Genomic DNA, 16,850 nt, shown 5'->3' on the forward strand with positions numbered 1-16,850 from the left:
ATTATTGAAGTTCACCTTCAATCGCTTTCTTCATGTTATTCCAGCCAGTTTGTGGATCAATTTCACCTCGGATCACCTTATTAAATGCTTCTTGTCCAATGATCGTTTGGATCTCATTGAATTTAGGATTATCCATGGCTGGTACGCCTTTGGATACAGCTTCTGCATATGGAGCAAGCTCAGGTTTTTCTTCCAAAATTTTCTTGAAGCCTTCAAGCTCGTTCAGATCGTCACGCGCTGGTGGCAGGTTTGTTTGCTCAAACCATTTCACATCGTTTTCTGCGTTGGAATATACCCATTTCAAGAAATCAGCAGCAGCTTGCTGGGATGCTTCAGGTGCACCGCTGAAAATAACAAGACCTTTAGCATCAGCATACGTTTTAGCTTCATCCGGGTTCATGTCGTCAGGAACCGGTGGCAATGTCAGCGTGTAATTCTCCCCATATTTCAGCTCTGGGTACTTCGTAGCCCACATATCGAAGGTCCAAGGACCAATGTCTGTGAACACACCTGCTTGGGTTTCAAACGGATCTGTTACTTGTTGTGACAGGATGCCGCCTGCTTTATTGAGCTCATCTACGAAGGTCAGCATTTCAACACCGGCTTTATCATCGGCTACAAAATTGCTGCCCTCCACGAATTTGTTACCGTCTGAAGCAGCGTTGTACAGCAGGAAGAAGTCAAACCAGCGTTTCCAACCAGTGGAGTCTGCCAAATCCGCTCCTTTGGTCCACATATATTTATCTGGATATTTCTCTTTCAGTTTCTTGTTTGCGTCCAGTACCTCACTGTAGGTACGTGGTGGTTCGTTATATCCGATTTCCTTCAACAGATCTGTACGCCATCCGATCAGCATCGGGTTGGAGTAGATCGGCAGTACATATTGATGACCATCGGCAAATTCCCATGGTGCAATCGTTTCGGCCATATTGCGGGACTCAACGATTTCCTTGAATTGCGGAAGCTCATCGAGAGCAACCAACGCTTTACTGTTGGAGAGCTGAGCAGCAAATCCGCGGTTGATATTTTCCGCTACGGTAGGCGCGTTGCCACCTGCAATCGCTGCCTGGATGCTAGCTTCCGAGCTTGGCGATTCTTTAATTGCGCTCACATTAATTTTAACTTTCGGATTAACCTGCTCGTAAGCCTCGGCCATCTCCGTCCAAAACGCTTGCTGCGGAGGATTTGGGGCAGCCCAGAACTCGACGGTTGTAACCCCATCCGCAGTTTCTTTCGCTTCGTCTGATTGTCCACATCCGGCTAGGACCGAAACAATCATCGTTAATGCGAGCAAGATCGAGAATTTCTTCTTCATTAAACAGACCTCCTGTAAGTGACTTGTAAATCAAATTACAATCATAATTGTAACGTTACAAGATAAATTACAAACTAACTGAAAGCGTTTGTAGTCACATTATTATTTATTTTTATAAGTTTGTCAATGATTTATCTGCATTTTTCGACATGAAAACAAAATGTCGTTCAAATCATTTACTTTCAAAGATGACTTTACTATTTTAGTTTGTAACGTTACAATATGTTTTTAAGATGGTGTTTTGTAATTCTGTAATGTGTGGCATAATTTATATTGTTACACAATAGGCAGGCGAACATCGATTTTTAGTTCTATTGTGAAGTTTTAAGACCTTTGAGGGATTTATTTGAACAGTTTCAATTAGTATGAGGAATTTTCATCGTTTTTTATGCACAATGAAAACATTCTGAAGCGTCCTTCTTTTTAAAGAGACCGTTTCTCAAGATTATCGTTATAGAGAGGAAAGGTTTATCCCTTATGAAATCGAAAGTTACGATGCAAGACATCGCTGACCGGCTGAACATTTCCAAAAATTCTGTATCACAAGCATTGTCCGGCAAGGATGGGGTCAGTGAAGAAACTCGACAACTTGTCATCGACATCGCAGAGCAAATGGGATATGTATACCCTGCGTCACGTAAGAAACAAAGAATGGAAGCTTCAGGCCGAATCGCTTTGATCGCTTCTGATTTTGCATTTGCTCGGAAAAGCTTTTTTGGAGAAATTTATTTGAGTGTGGAGCAGGAAACAAGACAGCGCGGTAAAAACCTGCTGATCCAATCTATCGATAAGGATTCGGAGCGCTCGCTCACCCTCCCGCCTTTTCTGGAAAATCAAGACGTCGATGGCATACTCATTCTGTCTCATTTGAGTACAGCCTATACGAACAAAGTGATCGACACAGGCATGCCGACCGTGTTGATTGACCATCACCATCCGGCTATTGAGGCGGACTGCATACTGACAAACAACCGATTCAGCGCCTATAATGCAGTTCATCATCTGATTGAGCTCGGTCACCGCAATATCGGTTTTATGGGAAACATCGAATTTTCACCAAGTTATTATGAGCGTCTGGAAGGATTCCGACTCGCACTATACGAACATGAAATCAAAGCTAATCCGGACTGGGTCATAACCGATGCTACCGAGCAATCGGAATATGTGATAAACCGTATGAAAGAGATCCAAACCCAGCCCACTGCCTGGTTTTGTGTAAACGATGGCCTTGGGTTTCTCATCAACTCTGCACTGCATCAGCTAGGTTTTCGGGTACCGGATGATATATCCATCTGCAGCTTTGACAATGGACAGTTATCTCGCTTGGCTACACCCCAAACAACAACAGTGGATGTAGATTTAAAGCTGTTCGGACGTAAAGCGGTAGAGCGGCTGTTCTGGCGCATCGAGAACAAGAACGAGCCTTGCATGGAAATACTGCTTCCAACGAAGCTCATCGTACGGGAATCGACAGCAAAACCGCGACCTGAAGAGATCCAAGCGACAAGAAACGATTCCGAAACCGGTCCAGAGTCGTAGCTTCAAGCTCACGCCCCCTGCTGTTTTAAATCAGCACGCTGTAAATCTTGCATAATTCCAAGAAAAATCCGGTGAAGCCTTCGATCACAGGCCTCACCGGATTTTTATTTAAACGATTTTACTCTGTTCTGAAAAAGCTGTCGTTTGCTATGGATTACATGCAGCTGTGACAACTTCTATGTAACTTGATGCCGTTCTATGAGGTTCTAAATTCCAGTAATCTTTATTTGATGCAAACCAATAATGACAATCATATTGCCATTTCATCACTTGAGTATTGTTCCAATTCGCGTGGCTACCAAAGCCATCCGTTGGACTGGATAATACGCCCCAGGCCGCATCTTTCTCACTTTTATTCTTTCTTACTTTTTCTACAGGATCAAGGCTTAACGATATTACACCATCTCTAGTAATCCATGCAGCGTAATCGAAATATTCTTGAATTGGATAAAAACTACTTAGAAGCATCGGTACATACTTCACTGAATAATCATAATCAGATAGCCTTGTCCCATCGTCAAACACAATGTTTTCTGCAAACCCCTCGCCATTAGAATTCACAAAAATCTCTACCTCTACTTTGCTAGAATCAGAATCTTTGAAACTTGCATCACTAGCCTGCACAACTGTAGTACCTAAACTTAAAATAAATACCCCGAGCATGAAAAAGACAGCTTTTCTTAGGTAACCTAATTTCATTTCTACCTCTCCTTTTCTATACTAGAATACATATTCACAAGTAAAATACTAGTTTATCATTAAATTTTTGTCAATTAAATTCCTGAAATATCATATAAATTCCATAATATGAAAATATAAATAGACAATAACTATAATAGAACCGCGGGTTGAACAAATCTTTTATTCATAAAAAAAGGAGCCGCATGGGCTCCTAAAATATTATTCTACTGGACTTACTGGACCTTCATACGTAACACTCCACCAATCTCCTGCACCATCACTATATGAAGTAACGTATGTCATAGGTATCCATCCGGCATAGCCTCCATAGTTGTAATAATACTGTGTTGGAAGAGAAGATCTAGTAGGATAATACAGCTTATTGTATGCAACCACCTGTCTTCCTGTCTGTTGAACAACAGCATTTGTTTCAATAGCAGACGAATCATTCATACTAACTGGCGCAGCTCCGACAACGGATGTACTGGATAATAATAAAAGACCAACGATTGAACTGAATACTAACTTTTTACGATTCATACAATCAGCACCTTTCATTATTTTTTTGGTTGCACCCATATTATACATTTAATAGATTTACATGTAAATAATAGAATTCAATTTTAACCACAAAAACGTAGTGATAACTAAGATAGGCATTGATCAAAGAGTGACAAAACACACCTCCCCTTAAATACCAATACAAACGGTATTTACCACTTGAATACCAAACACATGTTCGGCATATAATAATAAAGAATACAGAAGACTCGAGGGAGGCCGATACAGCTATGCCCGCATCTTCGCTGCAAACCCGGGAAGAGCTTCAAATGGTGAAGGAGTGTGCCATCCTGCCTTTTTTGCTTGATATCCTGGAAAAGGATATTCGGAACATGGAAGCATCGGATCTTACGGGGGCTTATATAGAGCGTCTCAAGGAAATTCAGCGGTCTTTCATAGCGAGACTGAACCGGCTCAAAAGTAACTGCCGGGCTCACAGCATCATCATTGTGGAAACCCACCGGAAGGAGTATTCCCTCCTGCTCCGTTATCGTTGCAACGGCTATGAGCATCATATGGAGCTGCAGTGGGATTTTATACGAGCGGACATTGAGCAGCGGCTGGCTAAGGCGCTTCACATCAGTCTTGAATAACATAAGGGGTGAAATGACATGCATAAACAACAGCAGCGTGTTGTCTTTTTGGCGGACTGCCAATCCTTTTATGCCTCTGTTGAAAAAGCGGCTCACCCCGCTTACGCTAACAAACCGCTCGTCGTATCGGGCGATCCGTCCCGGCGAAGCGGAATCATTCTTGCCGCCTGTCCCTTGGCGAAGAAACACGGAGTCACTACGGCCGAAGCCTTATGGCAGGCTCAGCAGAAATGTCCTGATCTCATCGTGATGAAGCCCCGGATGAGCGCCTATATTCGGGTGTCACTTACCATCATGAGCATTCTGGAGTCCTACTCGGATCTCGTAGAGCCGTTCAGCATTGACGAACAGTTCGTTGACGTAACCGCCAGTCTGACCCATTTCGGCTGTTCACCTGCAGAGCTTGCTCGTCACATACAGATGAGAGTGCAGGAAGAAACGGGCATCTACACCCGTGTTGGCATCGGTCGGAACAAAATCCTGGCAAAAATGGCCTGTGACAATTTCGCTAAAAAAAACGAAGAAGGCATTTTCGAACTGAACGAACGAAATATGCAGTCCCTATGGTCCTTGCCGGTCAACAAAATGTTCGGTGTCGGCTCCAGAACGACCCGCCATTTGGCCCGGCTTGGTATTCATACGATCGGCGAGCTAGCCCACACCCCTCTTGCCGAGCTGAAACGGAAGATGAAACGCTATATGAAAAAAAACTGTGATATTTGGAGTGAGGTACTGTGGCGGACAGCCAACGGCTATGATGATTCCCCCGTTACCCCGGACGCTTTTGAACAGCAAAAGGGGATCGGACGTCAAACAACGCTGCCTGTTGATTATGATAACCGTGAGGACATCAACGTCATATTGAATGAGCTATCCATGCTCATCTGTGCCCGTGCCCGAGCCAAGGGATATATGGGCAATGTTGTTCACGCTGGTGCGCAAGGATCAGACTTTGACCGCCCGGTCGGATTTTCGCGTCAGGTCAAGCTCCCTGAACCAACTCAGCTCTCTCGCGAAGTGTATGCAGCTGCTAAACAGCTGTTCGACACACACTGGGATGGAGGGCCGGTACGAAAAATCTGGCTCTCCCTCGGTGAACTGCAAAGCGATAAGGTCTATCAGCTTTCCCTGTTCGGAGATCGGGAAAAACTGATGCATTTGGAACACACGATGGATGAAATACGAAAAATATACGGAAGCACCTCGGTTTACTTCGGTTCCTCCTTGAAAAACACCAGCCAACTAAAGTTTCTTAACACCAAGATCGGAGGTCACTACAAATGAAGAAACTGACAGGCAACGGATTATGGGAGTCCAGCCGGATGATGCTGTTTGAGCATCGTGACGCTATTTTGGCCAGACAAGAGCATAAACATAAACAACAGCATCCTTTGCTTGATGAGCAGCAAATCGGATGGATTGCGGAAAAGCTCAGCCTGGCCTATCATAACAAAGAAGCAGTACAGCTTAAGGTATTCGGTGAGTATGGAGATTACAGTGTAAATGGTGTTGTGGAGCGCATTGACAGCCTGAAGCAACGTATTTATATCAAGAAAGTATGGATTCCGCTTTATGATATTTTGGAGGTATCGGATACAGCTACTCCTGACTAATCCTGAATGGAAAATAATAAATTCATAATCCGGCTATCATTCGAACAGTATAATCATTGTTACCAACGTAAACGGATTCCAATGTCCTTTTTAAAGGGGGACTTATGAACGAACTGGAGCAGTGGCTTCGTCAAGAGAGCCATAACTATATTCTCATCGCCGTCGCAGCTATTCTGTTTTTCGTTATTAAAGCGATTATCGGGTATATAACATACCGCCATTATGACCGCAAGCTGAATGATATAGAACATAAACTAAATCTTCTTATGCAGCGCCAGAATGAGCCAGACCGTCGTTCATAAAAACCGGAGAACCTTCCCTCATAAACAGGGAGCTTTCTCCGGCTTTTCACGTTTGAACATCTATTCTTAATGCGGCACAAACGCCAGCTGCAGTATAAACAATACGGCAAAAACATACATCAGTGGGTGAATTTCACGGAATTTGCCCTTAACCACTTTCATGAGCGGATAAGAGATAAAACCAAGGGCGATCCCTGTCGCGATGCTGGACGTAAGCGGCATCGTCAGAATAACGAGAAATGCCGGGAACGCTTCATCGAAGTCATCCCACGCAATGCTGCGGACATTGCTCATCATCAAGCATCCAACTACAATAAGCGAAGGCGCCGTAATCGCCGACAATCCGGACACCGCTCCAACAAGGGGACCAAAAAACGCTGCAATAGCGAACAGCACCGCAACAACGACCGCTGTGAGTCCCGTTCGACCGCCGGCACCTACACCAGCCGCAGACTCAACATAAGCCGTTGTAGGACTGGTACCTACCATGGCACCTGCAACAGTTGCGACAGAATCAGAGAACATGGCGCGCTCAGCATTCGGAAGCTTGTTATCCTTCATCAAGCCTGCCTGTTCTGCTACTCCGACCACCGTCCCTGTCGTATCAAACAGCGTAACGAGCAGGAAAGAGAAAACAACCGCATATAAACTGTGGGATATGACCGTTCCTGCAGCCTCAATCGGATTCCAGACCAATATTCCTTCAGGGAGCGAAGGCATAGATACAAACCCATTGGAAAAAGAGAGCATATCTGCAAAATAAGCGATAACCCCGGTAATGATCATCCCGATAAATAACGCCCCCTTAATATTCCGGGATAATAAAATCAACGTTACGCCAAGGCCAACCAGCGCCAATATAACCGAGGGCTGATGCAGATCACCAAGCGCCACGAGATTGTCCGGGTGAGCCGTAATAATCCCGCTCATCCGTAAACCGATAAATGCAATAAACAAGCCGATCCCCGCTGTAATAGCGTGTTTCAAGTTCGGCGGAATCATCTCAATCAACCGGCTTCGGAGTGTCGTCATCGACAACAGCAGGAACAGAATCCCCGCAATAAATACAGCCGAGAACGCTTCAATATAGGACAAATTAGAATGTCCTTGAACAACCGAATATGTAAAGTAGGCGTTTAACCCCATACCTGGCGCTACTGCGATTGGATAACGAGCTACAAGCCCCATCAGCAGGGTGCCGATGATCGCCGCGATCACGGTTGCGGTAAAGCTCTGTTCAAATGGAACCCCTGCCCCGGACAGGATCAGCGGATTTACCACCATGATGTACGCCATGGTAAAAAATGTAGTCGCTCCGGCAATGATCTCTGTTTTCACCGAAGTTCCTTTGGCTTTTAAATCAAACACTTGATTTGCCTCCATTTCTGATGTTAAAAATCACGAGAACGCAAAAACACACCTAACTATTATAGGCGACAACCTCATTTTTCGCCATCATTAGTTGCGTGATATACTTTGTAGAGGTAGCTATATAAGTTGAACTAGAGAACTATGGGCCTTTACGAAATTACTAATTTCAACAACGCCACTATTATCATTGTGCCTGAAGGAGGAGAATTGTATGTGCGGCCGCTTCACACTTACTGTCACATGGGAAGATTTAATGGAACGGTATCTGATAGACCCGCAATCCATCTCACCTTTCCATACCCCTCGTTACAATATCGCGCCAACGCAAATGATCACGGCTGTAATTCATGACGGCAGACGCCGCCGAATCGGTCAGCTTCGATGGGGTCTTGTTCCCTCCTGGGCTCGCGATCCGTCCGGTGCCGCCAAAATGATCAACGCCCGAAGTGAAACGCTGGAGGAAAAGCCTGCATTCAGAACTCCCTTTCTCCGCAGAAGATGCCTGATCCCCGCTGACGGCTTCTACGAATGGCAGCGCAGCGTTGAAAGCAAGATTCCTCACCGAATCGGCATGAAAGATGGCAGGATATTCAGCTTGGCAGGCTTATATGATATGTGGACTGCACCAGACGGCAGCAGGCTCAGCACCTGTACCATCATCACAACGCGGCCCAATCAACTGATAGAGCGTATTCATGACCGGATGCCTGTCATCCTAAGCCCGGAAGATGAAACGGTGTGGCTTAACCGCAATGCAAAGGCAGATGAACTGAAACGTCTGCTCGTCCCCTTTCCTGCTGACGAAATGAGCGCAACTGTCGTTGGAACCACCGTCAATTCGGTTAAAAATGACAACCCGGAATGCATTCAACCTATCGCCGATTAGCTATGAACAAAATGCGAAAGCAGGCCTCCGCAAAGAATTATCTCTGCAAGGGCCTGCTTTCGTTAATTGGGCACGAATCGCTAAAAGAGCTAACGGAACATACCCCACAGCTTAATCAGGTGAAACGTATTATTCGGATCAATCCGCTGGGCAAGAACAAATTTAACGATCTGCTGCTCCTGTGTCGGACTCAGCTTTTCATTTAAAATTCCTGCTGAAGTACGTACCAGCTGATGTACCTTTGTACTATTTTGAAGATCCGCCTTTGTCAGACCTTGGACAAGGCCTTTAATCTTTTCCTTGATGGCAGGATTTTTCATTTTCAGCTTGATACGCTCCACCAATTGCGGACTAATTCCATATTGTTGATAGCTCAAATTAATAGCCACCTCCCGTAATAACTGCTGTCACAGTTTGAGTATATGACGAGAGCCGGTCCATTGTGTCATCTTGTTCAACTAATCGATAAGATCCCCTTGAAAAAGCTGTTCCTTCTGCAAATACTCACGCAAAGGAGCATAGACCGGTGATGTCCAGAAGGAAGCATCGCCAACCAAAGCGGCAGCATCATCCCTTGCCTGCTCCACAACCTCAAAATCGGCAACCATGTCAGCCAGCCGGAACTCTGGCACCCCACTTTGCTTCGTACCAAAAAAGTCACCTGGTCCCCTTAAATCGAGATCCCGCCGCGCCACCTCGAATCCGTCATCCGTTTCAGTCATCACCTGCATACGTTCCTGTCCCACCTCAGACTTCGGATCGGCTATAAGGATACAGTAAGAAGCGTGAGCTCCCCTACCTACCCTGCCGCGCAGCTGATGAAGCTGCGACAGGCCGAAACGGTCAGCATCCATAATAACCATCAATGTAGCATTGGGAACATCCACACCAACCTCGACAACCGTGGTGGAAACAAGCAGCTGAAGTTCGTTATTATAAAATCCGCGCATGACCTCATCCTTCTCGGACGGCGTCATTCGACCGTGCAGCAAACCGATGCGGTATTTCGGAAAGGCCTGCTGCATCTGAACATGAAGATCGATCGCGTTCTGCACATCCAGCTTGTCAGATTCCTCAATCAACGGGCAGATCAGATAGGCCTGACGGCCCTGCTCCACTTCCCTGGATATAAATCCAAGCACGCGCTCCATCATATCATGCTTAACCCAATAGGTCGTAATCGGAATACGTCCCTTCGGTCTCTCAGACAAGGTTGAAATATCGATATCACCAAAAGCCGTAATCGCCAATGTCCGCGGAATCGGTGTAGCCGTCATCGTCAGCACATCCGGATTGTATCCTTTCCGGCGCAGCACACTGCGCTGATTCACGCCGAAACGGTGCTGCTCATCCGTAACCACAAGACCCAGATCACGAAAATACACATCCTCCTGAATCAAGGCGTGAGTGCCGACAACGATGTCGGTCAATCCCATCTGAACCGAAGCAAGAAGATCCTTGCGTCTTTTTCCCGTTACACTGCCTGTCAGAAGCCCTACAGTCACTCCAAACGGCTCAAACATCTTCTGCAAAGACCGCATATGCTGCTCAGCTAAAATTTCTGTGGGCACCATCAAAGCTCCCTGAAATCCTGATTTTACCGTAGTATACAAAATGATTGCGGCTACCACCGTTTTACCAGAGCCGACATCACCTTGAAGCAGCCGGTTCATACAATACGGCGAACGCATATCATGCAAAATTTCAAGCTCCACCCTCTTCTGGGCATCCGTCAGCTCAAAAGGCAGACTCCTCACAAACTCCCTTATCGTTGAATTGTCGGCAGTATGTACGATCCCATCCATCCGTTTGCGGTTAAGCGCGCGAAATGCCTGCATTTTCAACTGAAACATAAACAGCTCTTCATACACCATTCGCCTGCGGCCTTCCTGACCTTCTTTAGAATCGACCGGTTGATGGATGGTAGCGATCGCTTTCTTGCGCGGCATCAGATTATATTTTTGAAGAAGAGCAGGGGGAAGAATTTCTGGAATCATTTCCCCGTATTGGCTCAATGCTTGTCTGATCGTTTTTCGAATCCAGCCTTGCGTTATTTTTCCACCGACAGAATATACAGGCTGCAGCGTTCCACTTCGGTATGCCCCTTTATCCGGGAATTCGGATTCCGATACGGTCAGCTGCATACGTCTTTGATCCCATTTCCCCGTCAGCACGATTTCACGTCCGGTAGTCAGCTGATCCTTAAGAAAATGACGGTTAAACCAAGTGGCGGTAAACATCCAGTTTTCAGCCAGCATTTTACACGATAAACGAGATTTTCGTCCATACCTCTGCAGCACAGGAATACCTGTTATTTTTGCCTGTACTGTAATTTTGTCTCCGTCCTTCACCTCACTGAGCGAGCGGAGACGGTAATCCTCATACCGGAACGGATAGTACTCCAATAAATCCTTCACCGTAGAGACGCCAAAGGCGTGAAGCTCCCCCTCTTTCAGGGCGCTCACGCCGTTTATCTGTCTTACGGATATTTGATCCAGATCGAGACTCATAATCCTCCCCCAATCAAGCGGGCCAGATATACGCGGCAATGGTACCCGGTCCAACGTGACTGCCGATGACGGGGCCGATGTCGGAAAAAACCGTTTCTTCCACCGTAAACACAGCAGATAACTGGTCCAAAAAATCATCAACCGAAGCCGGATCCGCCGTAGTGCCCACCGCTACTTTAACATTCGTAATGCCTGTTAGATCATTTTTAAACAGTTCAATCATTCTGGCAATTGCTTTTTTGCGGCCTCTTACTTTATCAACGGAAAAAATAATGCCTTCATCGTCAATGGACAGTATCGGTTTAATATTCAGCAATGTACCGAGTACAGCCGAGGCTTTACCAATCCGTCCACCTTTCTGCAAATATTCCAGTGTATCCACCAGAAAATACAGACGACGCTTGCTGCGAAGCTCTTCAGTAGAGGAGAGGATTTCTTCCACTGGCAAACCTTCAGCAGCCAGCTGGGCTGCATGAACAACAAACAACCCGAAGCCATAGGATGCAGATTTCGAATCCCACACCCTAATATCCGCCTTCCCCTCGATCAGGGAAGTAGCCAGCAATGCTGACTGATAGGTACCGCTCATCCCGGAAGAAAGGTGCATCGACAGAATGGAGCAATCCGGGAACTCCTGACGAATGGAGTCATATACCTCTACAAAGTCAGCCGGAGATGGCTGCGAAGTTGTCGGCATCTGATCGGATTCGATAAGTCGTTTGTAAAACTCCTTGGCGCTAATTTCAATTCCATCAAGATAGGACTCACTGCCGAATCGAACAGATAAAGGGACGATTCGTATGTCGTACTTCTTTACCAGGTCTGCCGGAATATCCGCTGTGCTGTCAGTGACAATAACGGTTTTCTTCACCGGGAACCCCTCCTACATAAAATAGCCATCAGTTGTTTGCTGATTTCCTAGATACATATTTCTCACAAAGCGTTTTTTCATGGCGACTATTGCGACAAATATTTAGGCCTCTACAGAGAACAGATAGGTATAAATCGGCTGTCCTCCAAAATGAACTTCCACTTCAGCATCCGGATAGTTATCCTCGAGCCAAGCGGTCAAGCCTTCTGTAATTTCTTCAGTTGCATCCTCACCCGTAAGAAGCGTGACGATTTCATCACCGGAGCCCAGCATTTTAGCAAGCAGCTCCTGACATGCAGTTTGCAAATCTGGTGCTGCAGCTACGATTTTCGAATTTTGGATGCCGATATATTCTCCAGCCTTAATCTCAAGATCATCAATATTTGTATCCCGCACAGCATAGGTTACCTGTCCGGATTGAACACGGGAAACCGCTTCAAGCATATTATCCGTATTCACTTCAACACTTTCATCTTCCTGAAATTCAAAAGCAGCTGCAATCCCTTGCGGAATTGTCTTGCTCGGAATAACCGTTACTTGACGCTCGCCTTCCAGGAGCTCTGCAGCCTGTTGTGCCGCAAGAACGATATTGGAGTTGTTCGGCAAAATAAAAATATGTTGCGCAGAAATAGACGTTATCGCATTTACAAAATCCTCTGTGCTCGGATTCATCGTTTGTCCGCCGGATAACACAACATCTACACCCAAGCTTTTGAAAATATCTGAAATACCCTCGCCAGACGATACAGCGATGAAACCGTAAGGTGCCAGCTCATCCGCAGGAGGAACCGCCGGAGCCTCCGGTGCTTTGGATTCAGCCGGAATATCTGCAAACAACTCAGGCATCGGAGCAATGTCCATACCCGTCGATAGCAGGTCACGGTGCTGCTCACGCATGTTCAAAATATGAATTTGCGTAATCTCGCCGTATAGCAGGGCCAGGTTCAGAACCTCGCCTGGAGCTTTCGAATGTACGTGCACTTTAATGGTCTCATCATCAGCAATGACGATAATAGAATCACCATTAGCAGAAAGTGCTTTTCTAAATTTTTCCTCATCAAACACAGCAGATTGAGCATTGCCAAGCTTTCGGTTGATGAAAAACTCCATATCGTATAAATACTCGATATCTTCCGTCGAAAGTCTGGACTGTGCTGAAGCAGGAGCTTGTACCGTCGCTAGATCGGGATGAGTTACGATATTAGCTTCCGCCGCTTCCCGGAAATCCGTCTGTCCTACGGAGGCAGAAGAAAGTTCTGAAGAGGAAGCATCATTTTTCAGCGCTCTTAAAAACCCTTCATAGATGTATACTAGTCCTTGTCCACCGGAATCCACAACACCTACTTGTTTCAAAACCGGCAGCAGTTCCGGAGTTTGGGCAAGAGCCTCCTTGGCTTTCAGCAGTACTTGCTCCATTAAATCCACGATATCGTTACTTCGGCGAGAATAATAAACAGCGTGCTTCGCTGCTTCCTTCGCTACCGTAAGAATCGTTCCCTCCACCGGTTTAACGACCGCTTTATAAGCGGTCTCTACACCCGTCTGAAGTGCAGCAGCAAACTGACTAGGGTTTAGCTCCGTATAAGGGGCTGCATAACGGCTGAAGCCGCGAAACAATTGGGACAAAATAACCCCGGAGTTCCCCCGAGCCCCCATCAAAAGTCCTTTCGACAGCACGCCGGTGCTATGACCTATCGACTCCGAATATTTATTTTTCAGTTCTGCCACACCTGCAGTCATCGTCAAATTCATGTTCGTTCCCGTGTCCCCATCCGGCACAGGAAAAACATTGAGCGAATTGACGTGCTCTGCATGCAGCTGCAGTTGTTCCGCTCCGGCTAGTACCATTGCGGTAAATTCTGTTCCATTCAAAGAACGCTTACTCAATGAGAATTCCCCTTCCTGGCATAATGCAAATAACGCTTTAGTTGTATGTTTTGTTCTATTTCAGAGCTTATAACCGATCATCACCCGATTTATAAATAAACATGCTATGATTATATAAAATTCGTTACAACGTCGGTGATGGCAGGCATTTCATCTTTCGAGCCTTTCGGCAACTGTCCATGCTTAAGCGAGGGACATGCCGATCAGCCCACCGTATTTCTCGGAAATATTATGGACTAAACAACATTGTACTATAAGAGGAAAGAGAAATAAATGTTTTTAAGATAGTTGACGCAGCAAATTTTACTGTGATATTATATTTAGGTATTGTTTTATACAGGGTTATGAAACAGGGAGGTGTAATCTATGTCTCGCAAATGTTATGTAACAGGTAAAAAACCAGGAAGAGGAAACAATGTTTCTCACGCTAACAACCACAACAAGCGTTCTTGGGGTGTAAACGTTCAGAAGGTTCGCATCCTGGTAGACGGCAAACCAAAACGTGTATACGTAAGCACTCGGGCTTTGAAATCCGGTAAAGTGACTCGCGTATAATCGATCAATGCCTATACAAGCAGAAACAATGACGTCGTCCTGAAGGACGATGGCATTTCTGCGAGAAATATAAGTCGAGTATCAAGTGAATATCATACTTTCTTATATTTATGAAAACTTTCTTAATCTCTAGCGTTCTATGGAGCTGCCCGGGACAAGGAAGTTTTTCTTTCGTTTAAATACATACGATTAAACAAAAAGCACCCTGAACGCCAGCAGGTGCTTTTTTTAATGCCTCTTTTCCGGTACAGTCACATTTAGCTTTTTCCGCCCCGGACGAAAGGTTTTGTGATGTCGCAACAGGCTGTCAGCCTTTATGAAACGTGTTCAAAATGGCCTTCACAAAACCTCCTAGAAACTTCGGCAGCTTAAATGTATAAAATTTCATGTCTCACCCTCCCCATCATTCTCATGCCTTCCAAGTTATTTTATGCACTAAGCCCATAGATGTGTGAACACGAACAAAAAAGGCTACATGAGAACCCAGCTCATGTAACCATGTTTATGCGGGAAAGCCCCGCCCTATGCATACAGCCCACAGACTTACAGCTTAGAACTGAGTGCTTTTGCGAATCTCCGCAATCGCAGCCGCACGATCCGGTTTTCCAAAGACAGCGCTTCCTGCCACAAGTATATCCGCGCCAGCTTCCACTACAAGCGGAGCCGTTTCAGCAGTTATACCGCCGTCTACCTCGATATGAATGTCCGGATTTGGGGAATTTTGAATCCACTCTCTCAGTTGCTTGATTTTGTTTACGGTATGCTTGATGAAAGCCTGTCCGCCAAATCCGGGGTTAACCGTCATCACGAGCACCATATCAAGATCAGGAAGCATTTCCTCCAGAACATTCGCAGGAGTACCCGGGTTTATAGCGACACCTGCCTTAACACCATGCTCTTTAATCAGATGAACAACACGGTGAAGATGCATACAGGTTTCGGCATGAACGGTAATATAATCGGCTCCGGCCAAGGCAAAATCAGCAACATACCTTTCCGGCTCCTCGATCATCAAGTGCACATCCAGCGGCAGCGTAGTGTGGGGTCTGATCGCTTGAACGATCGGCGGTCCGAGTGTAATATTTGGCACAAAATGACCGTCCATCACATCGACATGAATCCAGTCTGCTCCTCCCGCCTGTACATCTGCAATTTCCTCACCCAACTTAGCAAAATCCGCCGAAAGTATGGATGGCGCTATTTTAATCATAACGTTAGTACCTCCGCTTCTTGTCTTTCATTTCTGTAAAAAATTCCACATAATGCTCATATCGGCTGTCTGCGATCTCTCCATTTTCCTTGGCTTGAATGACCTGACAACCAGGTTCGTGTATATGGCTGCAACCCCTGAATTTGCAGTTATCGGCATAGGGTATAAACTCTCTGAAACAGCCGGATAACTCCTCGATCCCCAACTCAACAAAATCCAGTTGGCTGAATCCCGGTGTATCAGCGACAAAGCCTCCGTTATCCAGTTCAATCAGCTCGACATGTCTTGTCGTATGGCGCCCGCGACCAAGCCGTATACTAATCTCACTTGTCTCCAGAGACAAGCCAGGCATCAATGCATTGAGCAAAGAAGATTTACCCACACCCGATTGACCAGAAAACACACTGATTTGCCCTGCCAGCAGCTCCTTCACATCCTCAATACCTATTCCCTCAAGCGCGCTCGTTACGACTACCTCGTAACCGATCTTCCCATATATACGCTTTACTTCTTCTATAGAGTCAGCGGAATCATCAGCAAGATCTTGCTTCGTCAAGCAGATGAGAGCCTTCAAATTGGAATGCTCAATATGTACGAGGAACTTATCCAGGAGCAGCAAGTTCATATCCGGCTCTTTTACAGAAAAAAGTAGAACAGCCTGATGAACATTCGCAACCGGAGGACGTATTAATTGGGAAGACCGCGGAAGAATTTCTTCCACGGTCCCCTCCCCGTTCTCGGTCAAAGAGTAAAGTACACGATCCCCGACAAGCGGAGAAACACCTCTTTTTTTGAAAATTCCGCGGGCTCTGCATTGAACCGATGGGTCTTCCCCGGATACAACATCGCCTTCTCTAAGTGGCTTCACATAGTAATATCCGCTTAACGCCTTGACAATCAGTCCTTCATGCATACGCAGGCCTCACTTTCGATCATTTAGTGTAAGCTTTTTGCCT

The 16,850-nt window shown here is 45.9% G+C and carries 18 protein-coding genes; 7 read left to right on the forward strand and 11 right to left on the reverse strand.

The window, feature by feature from the left end; all coding sequences use genetic code 11:
• Position 1: 1 nt before the first annotated feature.
• The gene (locus C8268_RS13550) at positions 2-1,315 is read right to left on the reverse strand and encodes an ABC transporter substrate-binding protein (protein WP_106768163.1); all 1,314 of its coding nucleotides are present in this window, start codon (positions 1,313-1,315) and stop codon (positions 2-4) included.
• 477 nt (positions 1,316-1,792) lie between these two features.
• Between C8268_RS13550 and C8268_RS13555 the strand changes: the two genes are divergently transcribed.
• A complete protein-coding gene (locus tag C8268_RS13555) occupies positions 1,793-2,854 on the forward strand; it encodes a LacI family DNA-binding transcriptional regulator (protein WP_106768164.1) in 1,062 nt (353 codons plus the stop codon).
• A 147-nt stretch (positions 2,855-3,001) separates the two neighbouring features.
• Here C8268_RS13555 and C8268_RS13560 read toward each other — a convergent pair whose 3' ends face one another.
• Positions 3,002-3,553 (reverse strand): DUF2599 domain-containing protein, encoded by a 552-nt coding sequence (locus C8268_RS13560; RefSeq protein WP_106768165.1) that lies wholly within the window; start codon positions 3,551-3,553, stop codon positions 3,002-3,004.
• Positions 3,554-3,754: 201 nt separating this feature from the next.
• Positions 3,755-4,075: a PAS sensor protein gene (locus C8268_RS13565; RefSeq protein WP_106768166.1), complete on the reverse strand. Its 321-nt coding sequence runs from the start codon at positions 4,073-4,075 to the stop codon at positions 3,755-3,757.
• 251 nt (positions 4,076-4,326) lie between these two features.
• Here C8268_RS13565 and C8268_RS13570 point away from each other — a divergent pair, with 251 nt between their 5' ends.
• From C8268_RS13570 to C8268_RS13585, 4 genes are all read left to right on the forward strand, one after another.
• A complete protein-coding gene (locus C8268_RS13570; RefSeq protein WP_106768167.1) occupies positions 4,327-4,689 on the forward strand; it encodes a YhjD family protein in 363 nt (120 codons plus the stop codon).
• Positions 4,690-4,707: 18 nt separating this feature from the next.
• A complete protein-coding gene (locus C8268_RS13575) occupies positions 4,708-5,973 on the forward strand; it encodes a DNA polymerase IV (protein WP_106768168.1) in 1,266 nt (421 codons plus the stop codon).
• Positions 5,970-6,302 (forward strand): YolD-like family protein, encoded by a 333-nt coding sequence (locus C8268_RS13580; protein ID WP_106768169.1) that lies wholly within the window; start codon positions 5,970-5,972, stop codon positions 6,300-6,302. The genes C8268_RS13575 and C8268_RS13580 overlap by 4 nt, the downstream gene beginning before the upstream one ends.
• Before the next feature lie 104 nt (positions 6,303-6,406).
• A complete protein-coding gene (locus C8268_RS13585) occupies positions 6,407-6,604 on the forward strand; it encodes a hypothetical protein (RefSeq protein WP_106768170.1) in 198 nt (65 codons plus the stop codon).
• A gap of 66 nt (positions 6,605-6,670) precedes the next feature.
• On the opposite strand, the gene C8268_RS13590 is transcribed toward C8268_RS13585, so the two are convergent.
• The gene (locus tag C8268_RS13590; protein WP_106768171.1) at positions 6,671-7,972 is read right to left on the reverse strand and encodes an NCS2 family permease; all 1,302 of its coding nucleotides are present in this window, start codon (positions 7,970-7,972) and stop codon (positions 6,671-6,673) included.
• Between the two features lie 214 nt (positions 7,973-8,186).
• Between C8268_RS13590 and C8268_RS13595 the strand changes: the two genes are divergently transcribed.
• On the forward strand, positions 8,187-8,861 hold the full coding sequence (locus C8268_RS13595; protein WP_106768172.1) for an SOS response-associated peptidase: 675 nt from the start codon (positions 8,187-8,189) through the stop codon (positions 8,859-8,861).
• Positions 8,862-8,950: 89 nt separating this feature from the next.
• Here the strand turns inward: C8268_RS13595 and C8268_RS13600 are convergent, their stop codons facing one another.
• The 4 genes from C8268_RS13600 to C8268_RS13615 form a co-directional block, all read right to left on the reverse strand.
• Entirely contained in the window at positions 8,951-9,238 is a 288-nt protein-coding gene (locus C8268_RS13600; protein ID WP_106768173.1) for a stage VI sporulation protein F, read from the reverse strand.
• Between the two features lie 81 nt (positions 9,239-9,319).
• The gene (gene recG / locus C8268_RS13605; RefSeq protein WP_106768174.1) at positions 9,320-11,371 is read right to left on the reverse strand and encodes an ATP-dependent DNA helicase RecG; all 2,052 of its coding nucleotides are present in this window, start codon (positions 11,369-11,371) and stop codon (positions 9,320-9,322) included.
• A 13-nt stretch (positions 11,372-11,384) separates the two neighbouring features.
• A complete protein-coding gene (locus tag C8268_RS13610; RefSeq protein ID WP_106768175.1) occupies positions 11,385-12,242 on the reverse strand; it encodes a DegV family protein in 858 nt (285 codons plus the stop codon).
• Positions 12,243-12,344: 102 nt separating this feature from the next.
• Entirely contained in the window at positions 12,345-14,129 is a 1,785-nt protein-coding gene (locus C8268_RS13615; RefSeq protein WP_106768176.1) for a DAK2 domain-containing protein, read from the reverse strand.
• Positions 14,130-14,495: 366 nt separating this feature from the next.
• Here C8268_RS13615 and rpmB point away from each other — a divergent pair, with 366 nt between their 5' ends.
• Positions 14,496-14,684: a 50S ribosomal protein L28 gene (gene rpmB, locus C8268_RS13620; RefSeq protein ID WP_106768177.1), complete on the forward strand. Its 189-nt coding sequence runs from the start codon at positions 14,496-14,498 to the stop codon at positions 14,682-14,684.
• Positions 14,685-14,991: 307 nt separating this feature from the next.
• On the opposite strand, the gene spoVM is transcribed toward rpmB, so the two are convergent.
• The 3 genes from spoVM to rsgA form a co-directional block, all read right to left on the reverse strand.
• Complete coding sequence (spoVM, locus tag C8268_RS13625; protein WP_095263314.1) at positions 14,992-15,072, reverse strand: stage V sporulation protein SpoVM; 81 nt, start codon at positions 15,070-15,072, stop codon at positions 14,992-14,994.
• Between the two features lie 162 nt (positions 15,073-15,234).
• Positions 15,235-15,894: a ribulose-phosphate 3-epimerase gene (gene rpe / locus C8268_RS13630; RefSeq protein ID WP_106768178.1), complete on the reverse strand. Its 660-nt coding sequence runs from the start codon at positions 15,892-15,894 to the stop codon at positions 15,235-15,237.
• Between the two features lie 4 nt (positions 15,895-15,898).
• Positions 15,899-16,807 (reverse strand): ribosome small subunit-dependent GTPase A, encoded by a 909-nt coding sequence (gene rsgA / locus C8268_RS13635; RefSeq protein ID WP_106768179.1) that lies wholly within the window; start codon positions 16,805-16,807, stop codon positions 15,899-15,901.
• Positions 16,808-16,850: the final 43 nt, after the last annotated feature.

Origin of the sequence: Paenibacillus faecalis (assembly GCF_900289175.1) — a bacterium.
In the GTDB taxonomy this organism is placed as follows: domain Bacteria; phylum Bacillota; class Bacilli; order Paenibacillales; family Paenibacillaceae; genus Paenibacillus_AQ; species Paenibacillus_AQ faecalis.

Excerpts from the sequence above, each read along its gene's own strand:
- C8268_RS13550 (WP_106768163.1), bottom strand. The coding sequence starts at position 1,315 with ATGAAGAAGAAATTCTCGATCTTGCTCGCATTAACGATGATTGTTTCG.
- C8268_RS13555 (WP_106768164.1), top strand. The coding sequence starts at position 1,793 with ATGAAATCGAAAGTTACGATGCAAGACATCGCTGACCGGCTGAACATT.
- C8268_RS13560 (WP_106768165.1), bottom strand. The coding sequence starts at position 3,553 with ATGAAATTAGGTTACCTAAGAAAAGCTGTCTTTTTCATGCTCGGGGTA.
- C8268_RS13565 (WP_106768166.1), bottom strand. The coding sequence starts at position 4,075 with ATGAATCGTAAAAAGTTAGTATTCAGTTCAATCGTTGGTCTTTTATTA.
- C8268_RS13570 (WP_106768167.1), top strand. The coding sequence starts at position 4,327 with ATGCCCGCATCTTCGCTGCAAACCCGGGAAGAGCTTCAAATGGTGAAG.
- C8268_RS13575 (WP_106768168.1), top strand. The coding sequence starts at position 4,708 with ATGCATAAACAACAGCAGCGTGTTGTCTTTTTGGCGGACTGCCAATCC.
- C8268_RS13580 (WP_106768169.1), top strand. The coding sequence starts at position 5,970 with ATGAAGAAACTGACAGGCAACGGATTATGGGAGTCCAGCCGGATGATG.
- C8268_RS13585 (WP_106768170.1), top strand. The coding sequence starts at position 6,407 with ATGAACGAACTGGAGCAGTGGCTTCGTCAAGAGAGCCATAACTATATT.
- C8268_RS13595 (WP_106768172.1), top strand. The coding sequence starts at position 8,187 with ATGTGCGGCCGCTTCACACTTACTGTCACATGGGAAGATTTAATGGAA.
- recG (WP_106768174.1), bottom strand. The coding sequence starts at position 11,371 with ATGAGTCTCGATCTGGATCAAATATCCGTAAGACAGATAAACGGCGTG.
- rpmB (WP_106768177.1), top strand. The coding sequence starts at position 14,496 with ATGTCTCGCAAATGTTATGTAACAGGTAAAAAACCAGGAAGAGGAAAC.
- spoVM (WP_095263314.1), bottom strand. The coding sequence starts at position 15,072 with ATGAAATTTTATACATTTAAGCTGCCGAAGTTTCTAGGAGGTTTTGTG.
- rpe (WP_106768178.1), bottom strand. The coding sequence starts at position 15,894 with ATGATTAAAATAGCGCCATCCATACTTTCGGCGGATTTTGCTAAGTTG.
- rsgA (WP_106768179.1), bottom strand. The coding sequence starts at position 16,807 with ATGCATGAAGGACTGATTGTCAAGGCGTTAAGCGGATATTACTATGTG.